The following is a 21,879-nucleotide window of genomic DNA, read 5'->3' on the forward strand; positions in this document are numbered from 1 at the left end:
GACGCTCGGCGGGCGGCAGGGCCTTGTTCTTCGCGACCGTCGTGCCGAACGGGGACTTCTTGCCCTTCGCCGCGATGTAATCCTCGGCGGTCGTGATGATCCAGAGGCTGTTCTTCTGCGCCTCGGCACTCGTGCGGCCCCACGCGGTGATGCCGTGGCCGCCGAGGATGCAGCCGATCGCGCCCGGGTTGGCGGCCTTGATGGCGGCGATGTCGAGCCCGAGCTGGAAGCCGGGGCGACGCCACGGCACCCAGACGACCTTGTCGCCGAAAGCCCTCTTCGTCAGCTTCTCGCCGTCTTTCGCGGTAGCGAACGCGATGCCGGAGTCGGGATGAAGGTGGTCGACGTGCGCGGCATCGACGAACGCGTGCATGAAGGTGTCGATGCTCGGAGCCGCTCCGCCGAGGCCGTGCCGGCAGTAGTCGAGCGCCGCGACCATCTCGTCTTCGCGGTCGACGCCGGGGTAGGTGGCCTTGAGGGCTTCGATACGCGCGAGGTTGAGCACGCCGAGCCCCGCCTCGGTCAGCGTGCCGAGGTCGCCGCCGGATCCCTTGACCCACAGCAGCTCGACGGGCTCTCCCGTGACCGGGTCGGTCGCGGTGCCCTTGGCCGATGTGTTGCCGCCGCCGTAGTTGGTGACGCGCGGGTCGGACCCGAGTTTGTTGCTGCGGGCGATGAGGTCGTGGGGGGTGGAAGCCATGTCAAAACGTCCTTGTAAGATTTTGTTAGATCGAACAAGACGTGACTCTAGCGTACCTCGGTGAGATTGCGGTAGGGGTCCAGGCGATCGTCGCCCGGGTCGAGGTCGGTGACGAGCACGTCGATGCGCGCCCAATCGAACGCATGAGCCACCGCAACACGTCCGAGTTTCGAGGCGTCGAGCAACAGGATCGTCTCCTCGGCGCAGTCGGCGAAGACCCCTTTGAGCTGCGCTTCCTCGAGCGACACTTCGCTCGTTCCGCTCTCCGAGACCGCCGACGCCGAAGTGAAGAAGCGCGCGTAGCCGAGTGCGGCCGCGGCCCGGCAGGCGACCGGGCCGACGAAGCTGCCCGAGCGCTCGTCGAGTTCCCCGCCGATGAGCACCGAGCGCACCCCCGGGCGGCGTCGGGCGGTTGCCGCGTTGTCGATCGAGTTCGTGGCGACCACGAGGTCGCGCGCCGTGATCTCGCCGACCAGCACCCCGCTCGTCGTCGAGGCGTCGAACGCGACCGCGCCGGTCGTCGGCACCAGGTCGAGCGCCTTGCGCGCGATGATCGACTTCGACGAGGAGCGGGTCGACATCCGCTCGCCGAACGGGCGAGGCAGCACGGGTGCGACCGCACCGCCGCGCACCCGCCGCGCGAGCCCCTCCGCTTCGAGATCGTCGAGGTCGCGCCGAACCGTCATCGCCGAGACGCCGAGCTCCTCGGCGACCGGGTCGAGGCGCAGCGCACCGTCGCGGGTGAGGATCTCGAGCAGTCGCGCTCGTCGTTCCTCGCCGAGAAGGGTCGCCATGGGCGTCAGCGTAGCCGTGCTCGATGACCCGGGCTTCGCGGCCTACCCGTGCGTTACGGGATGAGAGCTGCCATCCTCAGACGGTCGCACGAGACGAAGCTTTTCCCGAGGGGCTCGCCCACCCCCGAGCCTTCACCGCGTGATCTTCGAAGCGCCCGCCTGCGAAAGGGTCGTCGTGCTTGCCCGGCCTGGTCGGCGCGGGTCGGAGTGAGATAGCCCGCGCCCTCGTCGGCGTCGATCCGCGCGCTGGCGGAACCGTCCGCGTCGATGGAAACCCGCTCCTACGGGCGCCCGGCGGCTGCAATGGTGGCGGGTGGTACTCGTCCCCGAGGATCGTCTCCAACGGTGGCTCGTGCTCGGGTCCTTGGTGGCACGCAACTCGGCTTTTCGCGATCCGTACCAGCCTGGCGGGTTGGGCCTCATCACGAAGGGCACCGACAACGCCTCCGCCGGGTCTAGGCACGTCGACTCAAAGTGAAGGCTGCAGCTCTCGACGCCGAGATCGGCGGCTGAAAGCGGTCGTCGGTGAGCTGGCAGAGTCGTTCTGAAAGCTTCGTCCGATGATGATGGCTCACGCGCGTCGCCCGCTCAGTTCACTCGCCGTGTGCACCGCGTGCGAGTGAACTGGCGAAGGATTCGATGATGCAGCGGGTCGGGGGCGGGCGGGTCTCCAGCGCAAGGAAGCGCGGGTCATTGGCGTCGGACACCGGCACCGGCACCGGCGCCGTCAACGCAATCTTGGCGATCAGCTTCGGGTGCCGCCCACCGCAGGAACGCGGCCGCCACCAACGGCCATGGGATGCGCCACACCGTCGGGGTTGACCATCGTCACGCTCCCCATCCCGATGGTGTACCGCCGACGCGTTCGGCGACGATGCGTTCTTGGTAGCCGCTGCCCCAGAAGGCGGCGACCGGGTCGGCTGGCAGTCCGCGCGACTCACGCCAGGCTGCGAGGGCCGGGCGCACATCGGTGTAGAACGCGTCCATGAGAATCGCATTGGCTAGCAGCACGTCGTTCGAGCGTTGAGCGGCGTCGAGTGCATCTCGGTCGATGAGCAGCGCACGGGCCGTCATCTCCTGCACGTTGAGCACCGACCGGATCTGACCGGGTATCTTCTCCTCGACGTTGTGGCACTGGTCGAGCATGAAGGCAACATCGGAGTCGGGGCCGTAGCCGCCCCCGCGCACGACCTCGGTCATGATGCGGAACAGCTGGAATGGGTCGGCCGCCCCGACAATGAGGTCGNGGCGCGTGGTGCCCGGTGTCCAGGCATACAACCGCCCGCTCACCGAGGGCGGCGACCTGAGCGTAGGCGGTGCCCCAATCAGGAACGTCCGTGTGGTAGAACGCGGGCTCGAAGAACTTGTACTCGAGCACCAGGCGCTGGTTCTCGCCGATGCGGGCGTAGATCTCGGCGAGCGACTCCGAGAGGTGGTCCTGACGGCGGCGGAAGTCGTCCTGCCCGGGGTAGTTGGTGCCGTCGGCGAGCCAGATCTTGAGATCGCGTGATCCTGTCGCATGCATGATTTCGATGCACTCGAGGTGGTGATTGATCGCACGCCGGCGGGCTGCGGCATCCGTCGACGCGAGGCTGCCGAACTTGTACTCCTCGTCTTGGAAGGTGTTCGAATTGATCGTGCCGAGGGCGACACCGTGCTCGCCGGCGTAGACGCTGAGGGCAGCGTAGTCGTCGACCTTGTCCCACGGGATGTGGAGGGCCACCGATGGGGCGAGCCCGGTGAACTTGTTCACCTGAGCGGCATCCGCGATCTTCTCTTCGGGAGTGCGCGCCGTGCCGCGGGTGGTGAACACGCGGAAGCGGGTGCCGGAGTTACCGAACGCCCAGGAGGGCAGCTCGATGGCTTGATCGGCGAGCAACGGAAAGTTCAACAACTCGTATCCTTCGGCTATGAATCGTTTCAAAGCACCCTACGTCCCAGACTTTCGCAACACAAGCCTCACGCCGGTCGGCTGGCCGCGTGCAGTCTCAGGTGCCTGAAACTGCGGGTTCCGTTACGCGAATGTGGTGGGTCCCGTGCTCAAGTACGAGATCGGTTGAGACCGTGGACCGGCTTGTCAGAGGCAGATCGAGCACGGCTTCGGCCCCGAACGGGATCCTGAGAGTGATTTCGAGGGCGCCGCCCGAGACTAGCGACCAGTCAATTGAGGCTGCGCCGAGGCGAGTTTCAATAGAAGCGCGAGCCCATGGAACGCTCGCAGCAGGCCTTGGGGCGACACGGATGCGCCGGTACCCGGGTGCGCCGGGATCAGGCGCAAGGCCCGCCACTGTGCGGTAGAGCCAGTCAACCACCGACCCGTAGGCGTAGTGATTGAAGGAGAGCATCTGGGCGTCCTCGTGGTTGGCCATGTTGCCTGGGTGGATCGACCCGTCCGGGCGAAGGGCATCCCAGCGCTCCCATACGGTGGTAGCGCCGCGGTCGACCTGATACAGCCATGAAGGGGCTTCGCGACAAAGCAGCATCAGGTACGCCTCGTCGATGTGACCGGCGGAGGAAAGCGCGTGCAGCACGAGAGGCGTACCAAGGAAGCCCGTCGAGATTCGGCCGCGGTTCGTCCGAACGTTTTCCGCGAGAGCGGCCCCTACCCGGTGGCGATCTTCGGGGGGCGCGATGCCAAACTCTAGCGCAAGCGCGCAGCCGGTCTGGGTCGTGGTCGCCCGTTCCCCCCACTTCGACCACGCGGCACTCGCGATCATGTCTGCCATCGCTGCGTAGTGATCCGCGAGCAATGGATCACCCACCAAGTGCTCGGTCCACGACTGGATGCGAGCGACCCGAGAGAAGAACGCGTTAGCTACGAAGTCCGAATCGACCTTGGAAGCCCACGGCTCCTCGCTTGGAGCATCGGGGTCAAGCCAATCGCCGAACTGGAACTGAGTCGGAAGCAAAGGCGCTTTGCCCCGGCGCGCATCGAGATGATCGACCCATCGGCGCATACTAATGAGCTGCTGGCGCAGCGGCGCCAGGTCACCGTAGGACTCGTACACGCTCCAAGGCACAATGGATGCCGCGTCAGCCCAGCCCGCTCGGCCAAAGAGGTCGCGACCTTCGCCGTTGACCCTGAACGACTCGTTACTCAGGACGTTGGGCACGACGGAGGCGACGCCACCATCAGGCGCCTGCTCGAGCTCCAGATCGCGCAGCCACGACAGCCAAAATGACTGCGAGTCGAACAGGGTGTTTGCAGTGGCCGCGAATGCCTGAGCGTCGCCGGTCCAGCCGAGACGCTCGTCTCGCTGCGGACAGTCGGTCGGAACGGAGACAAAGTTGTCGCGCTGCGACCAGCGGACGTTAGCGTGGAGTTGGTTGAGCGCGGGTTCAGCGGTCTCTAGATCACCTCGTATTGGGAGATCACTGCTGATTGCGATCGCGGTCGCGGACACAACGCGCGCTTGACTGACTACATCGGCAAACCGGAAGCCGTGAAACGTGAACGCCGGCTCCAACGCCTGAATGCCGTCTGCCGCGAGGATATACGTGTCAGTGGCGCGTGCTTTGCGCAGCGATCGAGTATGGAGCGATCCGTCGAGCTCGAGGACTTCTGCGTGTCGGACCGTAACCGTCTGCCCCTCACGACCATCGACAACGAGTCGTACCCATCCGGAGACGTTTTGGCCAGCATCGAAGACCGCCCCCTGCGGGAGATCCAATGGCGTCATCGGGAAGTCCGCCACCCGACGCACGGGGGGGGCGGTTTGGGGCTCCAAGATGGCGCGATCGAGAGGGACCTCGTGGGCGGCGTCCCAGCCTGTGTCATCAAATCCTGGGGTGCTCCAGCCAGCCGGGTGAGCGCGTAGGTCGATGTCACTGCCGTGGTAGATGCCTGAAGCACGCACCGATCCGAACGACCCACGCCAGTGTGTGCCTGTGACGATTCGCTCGCTGGTACCGTCGTAGTGGTCCAGCTCCAGCTGAGCGAGTAAGGCAAGTTCCTCGCCGTAGAAGGCACTTTTTCCTTCCCACCCCAACGTGCCCCGATACCACCCGTCGGACAACGTCGCCCCGATCGCATTCGGCCCTTCCGTTAGTAGGCCGGTGACGTCGTAGGTGGCCACAAGCAACCGCTTGTGGTACGGCGTCCAGCCCGGCGCAAGGAGCGTGTCGCTGGCGCGTTGTCCATTGATCTCGACGTCGTTTAGTCCGAGCGAGGTGACGTAGAGCCGGGCCCGGGCGGGGGCGTCGCGCAGGCTGAACTCGTGGCGAAGGAGCGGCGACGGACCTAGCTCCTGAGAAGGGACGCCGACGGCGACGGCACTCCAGTCGCTCGGTGAGCCCAGTCCGGCTTCAAGGCGGAGGGGTGGACTCCATTCCGTCCAACCAAGCTGTGTTCGGATTCGGACCCTAACGTGCCGAGTCTCGCGACTCTTCAGCGCGAGGCCGGGCACGTCCACACCGATAGAAAGCGACGACTCGATCTCGCCGCTCGATGTCGGCTGATGGTTGAAGTCCAAGTCAACAGCGCTCTCGATCTCGTAAGCCAGCTGGCGCGTCCCGGCGGTGGATGATTCCACTTTCCACGAGACACGTTGGGGGCCTGTGGGCACGCCGAGGAGTCCAAGCGGGGTAGGTCCTGTCACGATCACGACTCGCGTCGAAAAGTCGAACGCCCCATCCGGGCTCTGTGATTTCATGTGACAGACCTTCTTTCGTTTCGCTGGATCATCAACGTGAGAAACGTTTCAACTCCCAAGTGCGCGTTACTCTATCGTTACGAGAAAACGTTTGACAAGTTCGGACCCCCGTCCTATCTTGCCCATGTTGAACCGTTTCAACTTTGAGCCGCGGGCACTGGCGCTCGTGCTCACAAACATGGAGGTTAGAGAATGCTTGTTCACAAAGCACGACGGGCGATGGTGGTGGCAGCCGCTGGAGCCGGCATCCTGGGACTCGCCCTGGCGGGTTGCACTCCCGCCGCTGAGTCCGGGCCGGTCGAAATCACGTTCCTCGTCGACAACGGCGATCCGACGGTCCAGCGCTCGGAAGCGCTCGTCGACGCGTTCAATGCGGAAAACCCGGACATCACGGTGACGGTAGAAACGCGCCCGCAGGGCGCCGACGGCGACAATGTGGTCAAGACCCGCCTTGCGACCGGAGATATGTCTGACGTCTTCTGGTACAACGCAGGATCGTTGTTCCAGGCCCTCTCGCCTGAGCAAACCCTCGTCCCGCTTGATGACACGATCGTCGGCAATGTGGTCGATAGTTTCAAGGCCGGCGTCACGGCAGGAGGCAACGTCTACGGTGTCCCGGTAGGCACTGCCATGGGCGGCGGGGTCCTCTATAACATTCCCATCTATGAAGAGCTCGGGCTCAGCGTTCCGAAGACTTGGGATGAGTTCATCGCCAACAGCGAAGCGATCCAGGAGGCGGGGAAGACCGCGATCATCCAGACGTACGCGGACACTTGGACTTCCCAACTGTTTGTTCTTGGCGACTTCGCCAACGTGCTGGCCGACAACCCCGAGTGGGCAGATCGGTACACGGCCAACGAGGTGAAGTACGCCACCGATGATTCCGCTCGCGCCGGGTTCGAGCACCTGCAGGAGGTGTTTGAGAAGGGGTTGCTGAACGCAGACTTCGGTTCCGCGACCTTCGACGACGGAGTGCGGATGGTCGCCACCGGGGAGGGAGCCCACTACCCGATGCTGACCTTCGCGGTCACAACCCTCGAGGCCAACTACCCGGACCAGCTCAACGATGTCGGATTCTTTGCTCTTCCGGGCAATGACGCGGGGACGAACCCTCTCACCACCTGGTTGAGCGCGGGCGCGTACATCCCGGTTACCACCGAGGGTGCAAAGCTCGAGGCGGCGAAGAAGTTCCTGGCGTTCATCGCATCCGTGGACGGGTGCGATGCGCTGACCGATGCGGTCGGAGCGGGCGGGCCCTACTTCGTGGAGGGCTGCACGCTTCCGAATGACGTCCCCAGGGTCGTGAGCGACCTTCTGCCCTACTTCCAGGTGGAGGGTGGCGCGTACCCTGCTCTCGAGTTCCTCAGCCCGATCAAGGGACCGGGACTTGAGCAGATCACCGTTGCGGTGGGCTCGGGTATCACGTCGGCGGCGGATGGCGCGGCGCAGTACGACGTCGATGTCGAGAAGCAAGCCCAGCAACTCGGCCTTGAGGGCTGGTAACGGCCTGAACCCGCAAGAAGACTGACGACGAGTCCGGCCCCGCCGACGCGGCGGGGCCGGACCTTCCCCTTGATGGAGACTAATCATGGCCACAGCCCGGATCCGCGCGAACACCCCCGCGGCAAGTCGCCGGTCGCATTCAGCCCGGCGCCGAGTTCACAGCGCTTACCCATACTGGTTCTTCATCGCCCCTGCCCTGATCTACGCCGTGCTGTTTCTCGTGCCGACGTTTGCAAGTTTCTACTTCAGCCTCACACGATGGACGCTATTCACCTCGACCTTCATCGGGTTCGCGAATTTTGTTCAGTTCTTTCGGGAACCCAACCTCGTGCAAGGTTTGGTGAACACGTTTGTGTACGCGGCGGTCACATCGGGCCTGAAGGTCGTCATCGGAATGGCGCTCGGCGTGCTGCTCACCTCGAGGATCATTGCGCGAGGTTGGCTGCGCTCCGTCGTTTTCTTCCCAGTGCTGGTGAGCACGATCGGGGTTGGCATCACCTTCTCGGTCTTGATGCACCCAACGGAAGGCCTTATCAATCAGGTGCTAGCGCTGGTTGGAATTCAAGGCCCCTACTGGCTCACTGATCCGACCTTGGCTCTCATCTCTGTCGCTCTCGTGGACGTATGGAAGGGGGTAGGTCTTGCGACCGTGATCTACGTCGCGGGTATCGTCTCGATTCCGCAAGAGTACTTTGAGGCCTCGCGGGTCGATGGAGCTGGACCATGGACGACCTTTGTGAATATCATCTTGCCGCTTGCACGCCCAGCGACGGTGACGGTGATCATTTTGTCACTCATCGGCGGACTTCGGTCCTTCGATCTGATCTGGGCCATGACCCGTGGGGGCCCAGGCTTCACCTCTGACGTTATCGCCTCCGTGATCTACAAGCAGTACCAGGCCGGATTCTACGGCCTTTCAACGGCAGGAAACGTCATTCTGTTCTTGCTTGTCACGGCAATAATCCTGCCGCTAACTTGGGTTCTCAACCGAAAGGTGACTCACTAATGCGTCGCGCAATCCGTCGATCGTGGCTTGGTGTTGTCGCGATCGTCGTGACCTTCGTCATCTTCGTCATTCCCTTCATCTTTATCATCGTCACTGCCGTGAAGGGTCCGCAAGAAGCCTCCCTCCTCGAGTTCACCTGGCCTTCCGAGATTCGGCTGTGGGACAACGTTGTGGAGGTGATCCAAGCCCGCGACTACATGCTCCTTACTGCCTTCATCAACAGCACCCTGCTTACCGTAGCCAGCGTCGCTGGAATGGTGATCCTCGGTGCGATGGCAGCCTGGGTCGCTGAACGCCGACAAGGGCGCTGGGGAAGGGTCATCGATTTTGTCGTACTATCCGGATTGATCATTCCGCCGGCGGTAGTCCCGACGATTTGGGTAATGCAAGAACTCGGGATCTTCAAGACACTGCACGGCCTGATACTGATCGAGATTGCCTTTGGGCTTTCGTTTGCCGTGCTTCTTTTTCGCGCATTCATTTCAACTGTGCCCCGCGAACTCGACGAGGCAGCCCTCCTCGATGGCGCCGGTCCCATCCGACTCTTCTTTCAGGTCGTGTTCCCCCTGCTCCGCCCTGTCATCGTTACCGTGATCGTGGTGCAGTCCGTCGCGGTGTTCAACGACTTCACTAATCCCCTCTACTTCCTTCCCGGAGATGCCAACGCAACGGTGCAGTTGACCCTTTTCAACTTCCAGAGCCAGTTCAAGACCGAGTGGAACCTGCTCTTCATGAACATCTTGCTCATCACCATCCCCCCGCTCGTGATGTTTATCCTCTTCAACCGGCAGATTGTTGCTGGAATGACCGGCGCGCTCAAGGGCTAATCGGGAGAAGCGGCTCGGCCGGCTGTCAGAGGAACTAGTCGAGGAACGCCCGCTCCACGATCTCCCTTGAGGTGGCATGAGCACGGGGCGCATCCTGATCCTTGATCGCCTCGACAAGCAGATAGTGGAGAGTGAGGTCATGGTGAGCTACCTCGGCGACTGCGTTCGGCCCGAAAGCTCTATCCCTTAGCGCTTCATCGACGACACCCTGCAGCCTGGCGAACATGAGGTTGCCAGAGCTCGCCAGGACGAGCCCATGGACCTTACGATCGGCGTGAAGGAACCGTTCCGGATCGTCACGGGCGTCGCCTAGCTCGGCGGTCGCACGTAGGAGCGCTGTGACCTGCCCGTCGCCCCGCCGAAGCGCTGCGAGGCGCGCGGCTTCAGGCTCGACCGCATGCCGCAGATCACGAAGTTCCGAGAGCTGCCTTGCCCGGTCGGGTGAAGCGAGCCGCCACCGAACGACACGAGGGTGAAGAGTGTTCCATTCGTGGTGCCCAAGCACGCGCAGACCGACTCGGCGGCCGGCCTTCAGAAGACCGAGGGATACGAGAACGCGCGTTGCTTCGCGAACGACGCTTCTGGACGCTCCGGTCTTCCACACGAGAGAATCAACCGTCTCGCGGTGACCTTCGTCCATCTCTCCGGAAAGGATGGCCGAGCCCAACTCGTTGAGCACCCTCTCGAATACTCCGCCCGGAAGCGACGCACTCACGCTTGGGAGACCGGCGTAAGCACGAGTTCGTCAATGCGAACGTGCGGCGGCGAGTTGATGACGAAGCAGACTACGCGAGCAACGTCCTCAGGCATCAGCATCAGCTTTTGCGACGCTTCGTCAGGCACCGCTGGTCGGTGCCGCAAGAACTCAGTAGCGATGTCGCCAGGGTACAGGCAGCACGCTCGCACACCGGCTGACCTTTCTTGATTGTTCAGAGTCCGACAGAGTGCCGCGAGCCCGGCTTTGCTGGCGCTGTAGGCAACGCCAGCTCCAGCATTGAACTGCCAAGCCGACTGCGACGAGACGACGACCACCGACCCGCGGCTTGAGCGGAGGTCTGAAAGGGCAGCATCGATCACTGTCGCGGTCGAGGTGAGATTGGTGTCTACGATCTCACGAAACTCATCCATTGATTGGTCTGCCCAACGACGTCGACGAGCATTGAGGCCAGCCGAGAGTACCAAGGCATCGACGCGACCCCATCTCTCCCGGACGACCTTGCTGGCCAACCTAACGGCGGCCCCATCTCGGACGTCGAGCGGCAGAACTTGCCCTCGACCTCCGGCGGATTCGATCTCAAACACCGTACGTTCAAGCGCCTCAACTCGGCGACCGCTCGCGACAACCCACCAGCCATCCCGCGCCGCCGCAATCGCAGTGGCGCGCCCAACTCCGCTACCAGCGCCCGTCACCCAAAGCACCCGGCTCGCTGCAACTTCAGTCAATTGTTCTCACTCCCACTCTCGGCCTTGTGGTTCTCAATAGTATGCTTATTCACATACGAATCCGACCGAGAAAGGAAGACGTGATGCACATAGACCTGAGTTCGCGAGTTGTGGTTGTAACAGGCGGCGCGCGCGGGATCGGCCGGGCGCTGGTGGATCGATTCTTAGAAGAGGGCTGTCGCGTGGCAGCGCTTGACCTGTCATTTGGCGACCTCGTCGAGCATGAGGCCCTGACGTTACTGCCATGCGACATCAGCGATCCGGCGTCCGTGATGGCGGCGGTCGGCCAGGTCACGCACTCCCATGGCCGGATCGATGTTCTCGTCAACAACGCCGGGATCAATGTCGAGGGTGCGGTGGAGGACCTAGACCACGAACAGTGGAGGAGGTGCTTCGACGTGAACGTGGGCGGCGTCTTCTTGGCGAGTCAGGCAGTGATTCCCGTCATGAAGGCGCAGCGCTCGGGCAGAATCATCAACGCGTCATCTTTTGCTGCTGTGATTCCGAGCGTTGGGAGTGCAGCCTACGCAGCGTCCAAGTCGGCGGTCGTCCAGTTTACGAGGGTCCTAGCGAGCGAGCTCGGACCGTGGAACGTGACGGTTAATGCGTACGCGCCTGGCATGGTCCCCACCGCAATCAACAATTTCGCGACGATGGACACACCTTCGCAGGAGCGACTGCTCGATACTTTGTCGATACGTCGCTGGGGCCACTTTGGTGATATCGGCGACCTCGTCTGCTTTCTTGCCAGTGACGCTGCTTCCTACATCACAGGAACCCTCGTCGAAGTGAGTGGCGGAAAGTTCTCCACGCAGATGCCGAACCGCGCCTACGAGCTGGCGGGAATGGGATCCTGAGCAGGCAGTTTGTGAACGAACGCGGGGTCCAACTCCCCATCGTCTTGATGGGCGTCTCAGGGTGCGGCAAGTCAACAATCGGCGTTCGACTGGCATCCGAGCTAGGCATGGCCTTCATCGAAGGCGACGAGTTCCACTCGAAGGCAGGCCGGATCAAAATGGCTTCAGGTCGCCCGTTATCCGACGAGGATCGGATGCCGTGGCTGGATCGTCTTGGCGAGACACTCGCGCTGGCGCCCCGATCTGTTGTCGCATGCTCGGCTCTCCGTCGAACGTACCGAGACCGAATTCGAGACTGGGTGCCTGACGCTCAGTTTGTCTACCTGAAGGGCGATCGCCGAGTAGTGCTGAAACGAACAATGTCACGCTCACACGACTTCATGCCAGTCGAGCTCTTGGGGTCCCAGTATTCCGTGCTTGAACCCCCTCAACCGGATGAGGCCGCGTTCACTGTTGCAGTTGGGGTGGGGCCAGACCGGGTGGTCAGGACGATCCTCGAGCGACTTGGCCACCTTGGGCCCGGAACGATACCGCAGTCGCCCGCTGTCGACAGCTAATGAGTGCCGGGGCCCGGTGGAAGCAACCCTAGGATGAGGAGATTAAGTTGGACCTGTTCGATATCTCGATGGAGGTGCACGAGCGGATGCTCCATTGGCCCGGCAGCACTACTCCGGTGCAGGGCTGGGACACTCGGCTGGATCGGTCGGAAGAGTCCAATGCGAGCAACTGGATTCTTGGCTCCCATTGCGGCACGCACGTCGAAGGCCCGTCGCACTTCTTTGCCGACGGGGATGACGTTTCTCACATAGCTCTCGACCGACTAATCGGACCATCGATCGTGGTTGAAATCCCCGAGAGCGCGAAGGCAATCACTCGAGAGGTGGTGGAAGCCCTATCGCTGCCGCGGCCCGCAGGACGCGTCTTGTTCAAAACCTCAAACTCTGGCCACCGCCTTGAGCGAACTGAGTTCGATCCAAGCTACGTTGCCGTAACCGTTTCGGGTGCGGCAGCGCTTGTCGAGGCGGGGGCGAGCCTGATCGGGATCGACTACATCGCGATCGAGGTTTACGGCGCCGAGGGTTTTCCAGCGCATCGGACACTCCTTGGAGCCCGTGTCGCCATCCTTGAGGGGATTGACCTGCGCCAGGTTCCTCCGGGCCGCTACGTTCTCTACTGCCTGCCCTTGCGTCTCTTGGGCTCGGAGGCAGCGCCTGCTCGCGCGGTACTTGTCCCGCTCGATGCGATCGGCGAGCGTTAGCACCGCCTGCAAGCACGTAGCTTCAGGCTATGGGCGCGGCGAGCGACGCTGCCGCGGCGGCAACTTCCGCCAGGACCTTGGGCGCGGCGGGCGTAGGGCAATACGATACCCTGGCAACCTCCCGCGATACGATCGTCGACGTGCAGGACCTGCGTTATCACGCGATCTCTCCTCGGCGAAAACTACGAGGTCGCTAAGGCATGGGATTCCGCTAGCACCAGCGGGACACCGGGATCGACCGCATTCAGCGGGCTCGCTCACGTGGGACGTGTCAGCCATTCGTTAGCGGCAGGATCTGGCTTTCGTCGATGAGTGGCAACGACACGAGCTCACGAGAGCGAGGTTGCGTCAGGGATTGCGGCTTAGTCATCTGGAGGGAGCCATGTCAACTGCAAGTGTTCGCGATGTTGCCCAGCACGCTGGCGTGTCAGTCGGCACCGTCTCCAACGTGCTCAATCACCCCGGAAAAGTCGCCCCAGCTACTGTTGCGAGAGTTCAAGCCTCGATCGACGCCTTGGATTTCAGTCGCAATGACGCGGCACGCCAGCTGAGGGCAGGGCGGAGCCGCTCCATCGGTCTAGTCGTCTACGACGTTGGCAATCCCTTCTTCACCGATCTCGCTCGCGGCGTCGAGGATCGCGCGAGCGACGAAGGACTCACCGTGCTGATCGGCAACAGCGACAGTCCCGCGCGTGAGTCGGCGTATCTCGACTTGTTCGAAGAGCAACGAATGCACGGCGTGCTAATCACCCCGCAATCCGACATTATCGGCCGACTTGAGCGCCTGAGAGCGCGAGGGATTCCGGTCGTAATCGTTGACCGCAGATCGGAGGGGGCGTCGGTGAGTTCTGTCTCCCTCGACGACGTCGCCGGCGGCCGTATGGCGGTAGAGCACCTCCTCTCGGTCGGCCGCCGTCGTATTGCATTCGTTGCGGGCGCGCTGACGATCCGTCAGGTTTCCGACCGACTTGCCGGTGCAAGTGCCGCAGTGGCAGAGCACGGCGGGGCAACTTTGGAGATCGTTGAGATCCCCAGCCTGACAGTTCTCTCCGGCCGCGAGGCCGGAGCGGCCCTTGCCGCTCGGCCGCCCGCCGTCCGTCCCGATGCGGTATTCGCCGCCAACGACCTCGTCGCCGTGGGCGTGCTGCAGGCGCTTGTCATGCAGGGCGATGTTGACGTGCCTGACGATATTGCTCTGATCGGCTACGACGATATCGACTTCGCGGCCGCGGCAGTCGTCCCGCTGTCGTCGATTCGACAGCCTAGTCGTGAGATAGGCGAGACCGCGGTACAGATCCTCCTGGAGGAGGCGGCGGATGTCGCGCTCGAGCCACGCCAGGTCGTGTTCCAACCAGAGCTCGTGGTGCGGGCATCAACCGTCCGCTGACATGCACAATGGACGCCGCCGACCGGGAGTGGGTCTGCTGCGGTCGAAGTGACGCTTCTGGCGAGCCAAGGGGGTACCACGTGTACTTTCGAGGACCTGTTCCACGGCTACGGGGCCACCGCCACCCGGCGGCGCTGCGCTGCGCCATGGGACGAGAAGTTTTCCGACTTCGGCGAAGCCGGACCGGACGTTGCCCGCGACGCGTACCGCGACATCCACACTGCCCCCTCCCGGATGACGCAGGCCGAACTGCAACCACGTTCGTCCTCGCGTGATTTCATCGTCCCGACGTACTCGCGGGTCCCCGTGCGACGACCGCTACCTGTTGTGTTGTTCACGTCCCCGCGAACCGTAGGGATAATCTGCAGCCTCTGGTGCACTCTCGACGCTGAGCGACTCGAGCAGTTCGGGCGGAATGTGACGTGGAGCGCTCAGGTTCTCGGCCAGCTGGACGCAGTCGCGCGCGGCTGAGTCCCTCTGAGTGGTGGTCTTTCGCTTCGTTGCGATGATCAGCTGGTTGTAGTTTAGGCGGCGGTGAATCTCGGTGAGGATCACCCCCTCGTCGACCGGGGTGAGGGTGGCGGTGAGTTCGGCCATCGAGGCTTCGGAGAAGTAGCGGCGGTCGCCGGCTTCCCATTCGTCGTGCTGCTCGACCAGGATGCTGCCGGTCAGGCGTAGTAGGGCGGCGACGTTGGGGAAGATGCCGACGACGTCGGTGCGGCGTTTGATCTCGCGGTTGAGGCGTTCCAGCGGGTTGGTTGACCAGATCTGCCGCCAGTGCCGGGTCGGGAATGCGGCGAAGGCGAGGATGTCGGCCCTCGCGTCGTGGAGCATATCGGCGGCTTTCGGATGGACGCGCTCGATCATCCGGGCGACCTCGTCGAACTGTGCATCGATGTGCTCGGCGTCGGGCTGGGTGAAGATCGTGCGGATGATCGAGGCGACCATCTCCTGACGGCCTTTGGGCAGTGCGGTGAGGACGTTGCGCATGAAGTGGACCCGGCAACGCTGCCAGCTCGCGCCTTGCAGCACGACCTGCGCGGCGGCCTTCAACCCGGCGTGAGCGTCGGAGATCACGAGCTTGACCCCGTGCAGGCCGCGGGCCTTGAGAGAGCGCAGGAACGCCTTCCAGAACTCCTCGGTCTCGCTGTCACCGACATCGAAACCCAGGACGTGGCGTCGTCCGTCGGCGGCGACACCGATCGCGACGACGATCGCTTGGGACACGACCCGGTCATCGATGCGGACCTTGCAGTAGGTCGCGTCGAGGAACACGTAGGGGTAGGCGATCTCGGCCAGCGACCGATCGCGGAACGCTGCCACCTGAGCATCGAGCCCGGCGCAGATGCGGGACACCTCGGACTTCGAGATGCCCGTGTCGGCCCCGAGCGCCTTGACCAGGTCATCGACCTTCCGAGTGGACACCCCGTGCAGGTACGCCTCCATCACCACGGCGAACAGAGCCTGATCGATCCGGCGGCGTCGTTCCAACAGGCTCGGGAAGAACGAGCCAGCCCGCAGCTTCGGGATCCGAAGCTCCAGATCCCCGGCCGTGGTCGAGAGCGTGCGCAGCCTCGCCCCGTTCCGAGTCGCCGTGCGCTCCGCGGTGCGCTCGTAAGGGCCGGCACCGATGACCGCGGCAGCCTCGGCATCGATGAGCTCCTGATAGAGCCGCTCCGTCATCTGCCGGATCCGGTCAGTCGTGTCGGTGAGTTCAGCTCGGCGAGCAACTCGAGCAAGGCAAACTGATCAAGGGCCATCGTGCGATCTCCTGTCGTGAGGTACTTAGTCCGTTCTCACTCCATCGCACGGTGGCCCCTCACGACGTCGCTACGACGCCCTCGGCCCGAAAGTCCACCACTCCCCGGGACTCAGCCTCGCGCGCGCCCACGATCACGCTGCTCACCGCGCCTTGGTTGAGAAGCCACGCTAGGGCTACGCCCGTTATCGACGTCGCAGACTCCGACGAGATCGCCCGCACCGCTTCGAGTACCTTCCACGAGCGCGCGGGTACGGCGTTCATTCGGCTGTCTGCGGAACTCGGTGTCAGCCGACCCAGGCGCGTCGTCGGCAGGATCGAGGAGCCCGCATCATACTTGCCCGTCAAGAGACCTCCCCCCAGCGGACTCCAGGGCAGGATTGCGAGGCCGGCGTCACGGGCAGCAGGCAGAATCTCCCACTCCACTTCACGTGCGACGAGGCTGTACTGGGGCTGAACACTGACGGGCGGCGGCGCGCCCCGCAGCACCGCCGTCATCACGGTCTTGGAGATCTGCCACCCGTCGAAGTTCGAGAGACCGTAGTACAGAATCTTGCCCGCCGACATGGCACGCTCGAGAGTCGAGAGTGTCTCTTCCACCTCGGTCCGTGGATCCCACGCATGCAATTGAAAGAGATCGATCGTGTCGACCTGAAGCCGCCGAAGCGACGCATCAATCGCCCGTGTCAAGTGGCGGCGGGAGGCGCCTCGGTCATTGATGTCAGGACTCATCGCAAAGCGGGCCTTGGTTGCGACGATCATGCGGTCGGCCAACTCGGGGTTGCTCCGCAGCCAGGAGCCGACGATCTCCTCGCTCGCGCCCAGGCCGTAGGCGTCGGCGGTGTCGATGAAGTTCCCCCCGGCTTCGGCGAACATGTCGAGCATCGCGTGCGCTTCACGGGCGGGAGTTTCTGCCCCGAATGTCATCGTTCCGAGCGCAAGCTCGCTCACCGATAGACCGGAGCGGCCGAGTCTCCGGTTTGCCATGATGCGGGCCGACTGCACGGTGGGCCGGCGTCTCACTTCGGAGTCCGCACGAGCTCAGCGCGCCTCGTCACCTCATCAGGCCGCGAGTCGATCCTCATCGCTTGGTCGTGAGTCAAGAATGCCGGCCCGCCCAAGGCAAGCGCACCCAACGTGATCTGCGCCACTTTCTGGGCCATGACGGTGATGTTGATGACTTCCTGAGCGCTCTCTCCCAGCGCGAAAAGCCCATGATTCTGGAGATAGACGGCCTTGGGGTAGGACGAATGCGCCAGCACGTGCTCGTCAAGCGCCTGCCGAGCGAGTCGCGCAAGTGCAAGTCCAGGGTCCGCATACGGCACGAGAAGCTGGTGCCGCCCCAGCACCACCACCTGATCAGGGAAGAGCGCTCCATCCACAAGCGCGGTTGGTCGAACTGAGCAGAGAACTGCATTAACTTCGACGGGGTGCGTATGAGCGACGAATCGAACGCCCGCCAGTTGTTGGCACACCACGTGAAGGAGTGTCTCCACGGAGGGCATCGGCGCCGTCGGATCGATCCGCGAACCTGAAAGGGCAGTAAACACTGCTCCGTCATCCGCGCTCGGATCGTCCAGGAGTTCCAGGAGTGGAGTCTCGTTCACCTCAACGATGTCGGTCTCGTCCGCGCTCGCCATCCTACGGCCGGACGCTTTGACCAACAGCGTGGAATCGCTCGAACGTTGCGAGACATTGCCTTCTGCCAGCACGACGAAGTTGAGCGACGCATCGCCCAGTGCACGCGCAAGCTCAACGAGGTGCGCGTTCTTTGATTCTGGCAATGATTTGCTCCGAGACTAGATATCCTCTGTGAAAAGTAGCGGAGATTCCCAGATTGGGCAATCATCAACACTGCTTCCCGGCGAGGACGTAGTAAGTTTTGGCCAGCCCAGGATGACAGGGACGACTCACGGAGGCCATGGAGAGGATGACTGGGACGATGTCGGTCGAGGTGCGTCGAAAGCGACTCACGGAGGCGCTCCGCGAGGCGAGTTTCCTCACTTACGAAGACGCGTCACGGCTGCTTGATGTGCATCCGATGACGATTCGGCGCGACATGCTCGTGTTAGAGAGTGATGGGACCGCACGTCGAGTGCGTGGTGGAGTAGTGTTTGTCGGCGCAGAGGACTTCCGACAGCGCCAAGGCAAGAACCTCTTGTCCAAGAGACGAATCGCGCAGAAACTGCTTCCGTTGGCGCGCGATTGTTCGTCGATTGCGATGGACGCGTCCACCACGATCTTCCAGCTGGCTGAGGTGTTGAGAGATGTCGAACGCCTTTCGGTCGTGACAAACGGGCTGGCGGCATTCGATGAGTTAAAGGGGCGACCAGGGATCAAAGCTCTGCTTTCCGGGGGAGAGTCGGAGGAGCAGAACGTGAGCCTCGTGGGGTCGATCGCGGTCAATGCGATTCAAGGGTTTGCTTACGACGCCTGCTTTGTCTCAGCGATGAGCCTCGACGTCCATAGCGGCTCCAGCGAATCCACCGTTGGGGAGATGGAGATCAAGCGTGCGATGGCCGGTTCGTCGAGAATGGTTGTGCTTGCGGTCGACTCGACGAAGATCGGCGCGAAGGCCATGGTGAGGGCCTTGCCCCTCTCTTCCATCGACATCGTGGTAACGGAACTCGACCCCAACGATCCGCGCCTTGACGAACTTCGCGCTCAGGTCAGCGTGCTTTAGATCCCCGCCATCGGGCTGTTCGCTCCAAAAGGAGTCGGAGTCGGCTTCGGTCACCCGTCCTCAGTGCGGTCTCGGCCCCCGCGAGGATCAGTTGAGCAGCACGCTAGCAAGCAGGTCGTGCTGCTCCCCGTCGGGCTCGTCAGCCATCGCGCGAGTCAAAGCACTCGACAAAACGTCGGCGATACGCACTCGCTTACCTTGCTGGGCGGATCGCACGGCAGCCTCCACCATGGCGAGACTTCCGATGTTCCGCGAGGCCTCGCCGCTCGGCGAGATGCCGCTGCGAAGCGCGGTGACGAACTCGGCCAGGGCGCCCGCGATACCCTCCGGGCCGGTTCTCGCCAGGTCAGGCACAAGGACGCCACCGTCGTCGAGATCCAGCTGTGGGGCGCCTTCGCCGTCCCACAGGGCTGTTCCACGAGCGCCGCTCGCCCGCCAACGGCCGTTCCATGACGTCTCGAACCCCGCGCTGCACCAGCTCCCCGAATAGGTAAAGCGGCGCCCGCCGCTCATTTCGAAGACGGCCGTGGCCGCAGAGGCGCCCGCGTACCAGCTCCATTTCGGGTTGAACTCCTCGCAGTACACGGAGACCGCATCCCCGTCGAGGAGAAAGCGCGCGGCGTCGAAGGTATGGATCGCCATGTCAACGAGGAGGACGTGCGGCATCCGTTCCCGGAAGCCGCCGAAGTGAGGGCCACGGTACATCTCCGCGACGAGGAAGCCCACCTCTCCCATCTCGGCCAACTGACCGCGGAAGGCCGACAGGGCGTGCAGGTACCGGCGGGACTGGCTCACCATGAGCAACCGGGAACTACTCCTGGCGACGGCCGCGGTGCGCAGCGCCATGCTCACGGTCGGGGCCAGGGGCTTCTCGCACAGGACGTGCAGCCCGCTCTCCAGCGCCTCGGAGTTGACCAGATGATGCGCCTCGGGGATGGTCACGTTGACGGCGGCGACCGCCCCTGTCCGCTTCGCCAGGCGGGAGACGCTGGTGTCGACGGACGTCTCTCCCCCCGCGCTCTCAGCAGCCCCCCGGGCGAGCTCCAGGTCGAGGTCGACGATGCCCGCCACCTCAACGTCGGGGGACTCGTTCAGCACCTGCAGCCAGGCGCGGCCCATCTGCCCTGCGCCGACGACCAGGAAGCGGATCGGCCGGTTGGGCGACGAGACAGGTGTGAAGAGGGTCATCTCGTGGACTCCCGGCGCGCGAACTGCTCGGCCGGCAGGGGGGCCGGGATGTAGTCGCGCAGATGGATGATTGCTGGCTGCGAGGCCCGCTCGGTTACCGCCACGGGTCCTGCGCGGCACACCATGGTGAACGCGGCGGGAGGCGTGAGGCCTGCACGTAGGGGCGCGACAAGCGGGGAAGCGGCCACCGCCCCTGCCTGGTTGGCCCCCTTGCCTTCGTGTCCGGGCACGAGAGCCGCGGTCTGGACCGTGTCTCGCGGACCGGGAAGCCGCTCGGCGACCGCCGTGATGTCGACGTTCAAGTTGCCGACGAAACGACGGGGGGCAGTGATTGGAGGGGCATCGATTTTGGTTTCTGTGCGGAGATCATCTGACGGTCGCGCGGCCCATGAGTCCTCAGAAGACGGAGTAACCGCCGTCTGCGACGAGGACTGAGCCCGTGACGAAGGACGACGCGTCACTCGCGAGAAACACCACGGCGGGCGCGAGCTCTTCCACAGTGCCAACGCGCTGCATGGGGGCGTCCTCGATCCAGTTGCGGCGATAGCGCGGGTCGTCGACCGGCGACATCTCGGTCTTGATGTACCCGGGTGCCACGGCGTTCACCCGCACGCCGAACGGGGCCCATTCCGCGGCGAGGCTGCGGGTGAGATGGTGGACGGCCGCCTTCGAGGCGTTGTACGCAGGCTGCCACTGGGGCCGGTTCACGATGAACCCGGACATCGATCCGATGTTGACGATGTTCCCCGAACCCTGCTCGACGAAGTGGCGGCCGAACGTTTGGGAGCACGACCAGAGCGCGTCGAGGTTGAGGTCCATCACTTGCCTCCACTGCTCAACTGTGACGTCGAGGGCCGGCGAGTGGATGCAGGTGCCAGCGTTGTTGACGAGGATGTCTGCCCTGCCGAAGTGGTCGAGGACCGACGAGAGCACTGAGCGCACCTCATCGGGCTGTGTGATGTCGGCGTGAAGGTACAGGGGAGCAGCTTCGGTCGCGGCGATCGATTCCGAGACGCGTTGTCCCTTTTCGTCGTCGCGTCCGATGATCGCCACTTGTGCACCTGCCTGCGCGAGTGCTCGAGCGAAACCCTCGCCCAGCCCCCGTGTCCCACCGGTCACCACTGCGACCCGGCCGTGGAGAGAAAAGCGGTCCTCAAGGGGCATGTGGTGGTCCTTTCGCAGAGAAGGGGATGCGACCGCGCTCGGCCTTGCCGGTCGCTTCGATCAAATCCCAGCAGGGTGGGATCCATGAGAACTGGCTCCCACACACGACGTGCAACGCATCTCGCCGGGTCCACCGATGCGCACGCACCAGCGCGTTGCACGCTGGCTCTGTGCGCCGCGCGAAGACCCCTGGGGGTGCCCGGCTCGCCCGGACCTCTCGGAACAGCGTAGCTCATTGCTGTGAAGTTGTGCAACAATTCACTCAATGTTCTCGGCCCGCCGGGTCGACGCATCTCGATGGAGAGGAGAACCTGACGTGAACTCACAGCGACAACGAGGCCGGGCGGCTCGCCGCCGCGGCGGTGGCGGTGTTTCTCTCTCCGTGCGCTGCACCTGTTCGGGACGTAGACAGGGATGAGTGCGTTTTCGGCGGGCCGGTACCAATTGCAGTAGCAGCTTCTCCTCGCTAGCGTCGTGGTGGTCTGCCTTCCGCTGAACGTAACCCCCTGTTCGCACAGGTACATCGTCGAGGCGCTGACGGTGGACGGCAACAAGTACCGGGCCCGCGCCGCGCGACGGGCGCACACAGCTCCGGCGAACGCTCGCGGATTTGACGGCCAGTGGGGCTCCACACACTTTCACAAGAAACAACACAGGG

The 21,879-nt window shown here is 63.6% G+C and carries 17 protein-coding genes and 2 pseudogenes; 8 read left to right on the forward strand and 11 right to left on the reverse strand.

All coding sequences use genetic code 11. The annotated features are described in order from the left end of the window. The 4 genes and pseudogenes from IE173_RS14700 to IE173_RS14715 form a co-directional block, all read right to left on the reverse strand. On the reverse strand, positions 1 to 700 hold a 700-nt coding region (locus IE173_RS14700; protein WP_191284280.1), incomplete at its 3' end, for a class II aldolase/adducin family protein. Between the two features lie 47 nt (positions 701 to 747). Then, positions 748 to 1,494 (reverse strand): DeoR/GlpR family DNA-binding transcription regulator, encoded by a 747-nt coding sequence (locus tag IE173_RS14705; RefSeq protein WP_191284281.1) that lies wholly within the window; start codon positions 1,492 to 1,494, stop codon positions 748 to 750. Between the two features lie 828 nt (positions 1,495 to 2,322). Next, positions 2,323 to 3,388: pseudogene (locus IE173_RS14710) on the reverse strand (L-rhamnose isomerase). A 94-nt stretch (positions 3,389 to 3,482) separates the two neighbouring features. Then, entirely contained in the window at positions 3,483 to 6,146 is a 2,664-nt protein-coding gene (locus tag IE173_RS14715) for a family 78 glycoside hydrolase catalytic domain (RefSeq protein ID WP_461786907.1), read from the reverse strand. 192 nt (positions 6,147 to 6,338) lie between these two features. On the opposite strand from IE173_RS14715, the gene IE173_RS14720 reads away from it, so the two are divergent. From IE173_RS14720 to IE173_RS14730, 3 genes are all read left to right on the forward strand, one after another. Further along, the gene (locus IE173_RS14720; protein ID WP_229842137.1) at positions 6,339 to 7,649 is read left to right on the forward strand and encodes an ABC transporter substrate-binding protein; all 1,311 of its coding nucleotides are present in this window, start codon (positions 6,339 to 6,341) and stop codon (positions 7,647 to 7,649) included. Between the two features lie 85 nt (positions 7,650 to 7,734). Further along, entirely contained in the window at positions 7,735 to 8,655 is a 921-nt protein-coding gene (locus tag IE173_RS14725) for a carbohydrate ABC transporter permease (protein WP_191284283.1), read from the forward strand. 47 nt (positions 8,656 to 8,702) lie between these two features. Further along, positions 8,703 to 9,482: a carbohydrate ABC transporter permease gene (locus tag IE173_RS14730; RefSeq protein WP_308433109.1), complete on the forward strand. Its 780-nt coding sequence runs from the start codon at positions 8,703 to 8,705 to the stop codon at positions 9,480 to 9,482. A 34-nt stretch (positions 9,483 to 9,516) separates the two neighbouring features. On the opposite strand, the gene IE173_RS14735 is transcribed toward IE173_RS14730, so the two are convergent. Both IE173_RS14735 and IE173_RS14740 read right to left on the reverse strand, forming a co-directional pair. Next, positions 9,517 to 10,161 carry a FadR/GntR family transcriptional regulator gene (locus tag IE173_RS14735; protein WP_191284285.1) on the reverse strand — a complete coding sequence of 215 codons (645 nt, stop codon included), beginning with the start codon at positions 10,159 to 10,161 and terminating at the stop codon, positions 9,517 to 9,519. 32 nt (positions 10,162 to 10,193) lie between these two features. Further along, the gene (locus IE173_RS14740) at positions 10,194 to 10,901 is read right to left on the reverse strand and encodes an SDR family oxidoreductase (RefSeq protein WP_191284321.1); all 708 of its coding nucleotides are present in this window, start codon (positions 10,899 to 10,901) and stop codon (positions 10,194 to 10,196) included. Between the two features lie 107 nt (positions 10,902 to 11,008). Between IE173_RS14740 and IE173_RS14745 the strand changes: the two genes are divergently transcribed. The 4 genes from IE173_RS14745 to IE173_RS14760 all read left to right on the forward strand — a co-directional run bounded on the left by IE173_RS14745 (position 11,009) and on the right by IE173_RS14760 (position 14,427). Continuing rightward, on the forward strand, positions 11,009 to 11,782 hold the full coding sequence (locus IE173_RS14745) for an SDR family NAD(P)-dependent oxidoreductase (RefSeq protein WP_191284286.1): 774 nt from the start codon (positions 11,009 to 11,011) through the stop codon (positions 11,780 to 11,782). Positions 11,783 to 11,829: 47 nt separating this feature from the next. Continuing rightward, complete coding sequence (locus IE173_RS15695; protein WP_373298481.1) at positions 11,830 to 12,339, forward strand: gluconokinase; 510 nt, start codon at positions 11,830 to 11,832, stop codon at positions 12,337 to 12,339. Between the two features lie 47 nt (positions 12,340 to 12,386). After that, positions 12,387 to 13,040 (forward strand): cyclase family protein, encoded by a 654-nt coding sequence (locus tag IE173_RS14755; protein ID WP_191284288.1) that lies wholly within the window; start codon positions 12,387 to 12,389, stop codon positions 13,038 to 13,040. Between the two features lie 382 nt (positions 13,041 to 13,422). Next, positions 13,423 to 14,427 carry a LacI family DNA-binding transcriptional regulator gene (locus IE173_RS14760; RefSeq protein ID WP_191284289.1) on the forward strand — a complete coding sequence of 335 codons (1,005 nt, stop codon included), beginning with the start codon at positions 13,423 to 13,425 and terminating at the stop codon, positions 14,425 to 14,427. 582 nt (positions 14,428 to 15,009) lie between these two features. Here IE173_RS14760 and IE173_RS14765 read toward each other — a convergent pair. From IE173_RS14765 to IE173_RS14775, 3 genes and pseudogenes are all read right to left on the reverse strand, one after another. Beyond that, positions 15,010 to 16,119 (reverse strand): annotated as a pseudogene (locus tag IE173_RS14765) (IS256 family transposase); the annotation flags it as partial. A 127-nt stretch (positions 16,120 to 16,246) separates the two neighbouring features. Then, positions 16,247 to 17,137 (reverse strand): aldo/keto reductase, encoded by an 891-nt coding sequence (locus IE173_RS14770; RefSeq protein ID WP_191284290.1) that lies wholly within the window; start codon positions 17,135 to 17,137, stop codon positions 16,247 to 16,249. 68 nt (positions 17,138 to 17,205) lie between these two features. Next, a complete protein-coding gene (locus IE173_RS14775) occupies positions 17,206 to 17,970 on the reverse strand; it encodes a class II aldolase/adducin family protein (RefSeq protein ID WP_191284291.1) in 765 nt (254 codons plus the stop codon). Between the two features lie 158 nt (positions 17,971 to 18,128). Between IE173_RS14775 and IE173_RS14780 the strand changes: the two genes are divergently transcribed. Continuing rightward, positions 18,129 to 18,869 (forward strand): DeoR/GlpR family DNA-binding transcription regulator, encoded by a 741-nt coding sequence (locus IE173_RS14780; RefSeq protein WP_191284292.1) that lies wholly within the window; start codon positions 18,129 to 18,131, stop codon positions 18,867 to 18,869. 87 nt (positions 18,870 to 18,956) lie between these two features. Here IE173_RS14780 and IE173_RS14785 read toward each other — a convergent pair whose 3' ends face one another. Both IE173_RS14785 and IE173_RS14790 read right to left on the reverse strand, forming a co-directional pair. Further along, the gene (locus IE173_RS14785) at positions 18,957 to 20,057 is read right to left on the reverse strand and encodes a Gfo/Idh/MocA family protein (protein WP_191284293.1); all 1,101 of its coding nucleotides are present in this window, start codon (positions 20,055 to 20,057) and stop codon (positions 18,957 to 18,959) included. A 396-nt stretch (positions 20,058 to 20,453) separates the two neighbouring features. After that, on the reverse strand, positions 20,454 to 21,221 hold the full coding sequence (locus tag IE173_RS14790; RefSeq protein ID WP_191284294.1) for an SDR family NAD(P)-dependent oxidoreductase: 768 nt from the start codon (positions 21,219 to 21,221) through the stop codon (positions 20,454 to 20,456). Positions 21,222 to 21,879 lie beyond the last annotated feature (658 nt).

This window comes from Pseudolysinimonas yzui (assembly GCF_014653215.1).
Lineage (GTDB): Bacteria > Actinomycetota > Actinomycetes > Actinomycetales > Microbacteriaceae > Pseudolysinimonas_A > Pseudolysinimonas_A yzui.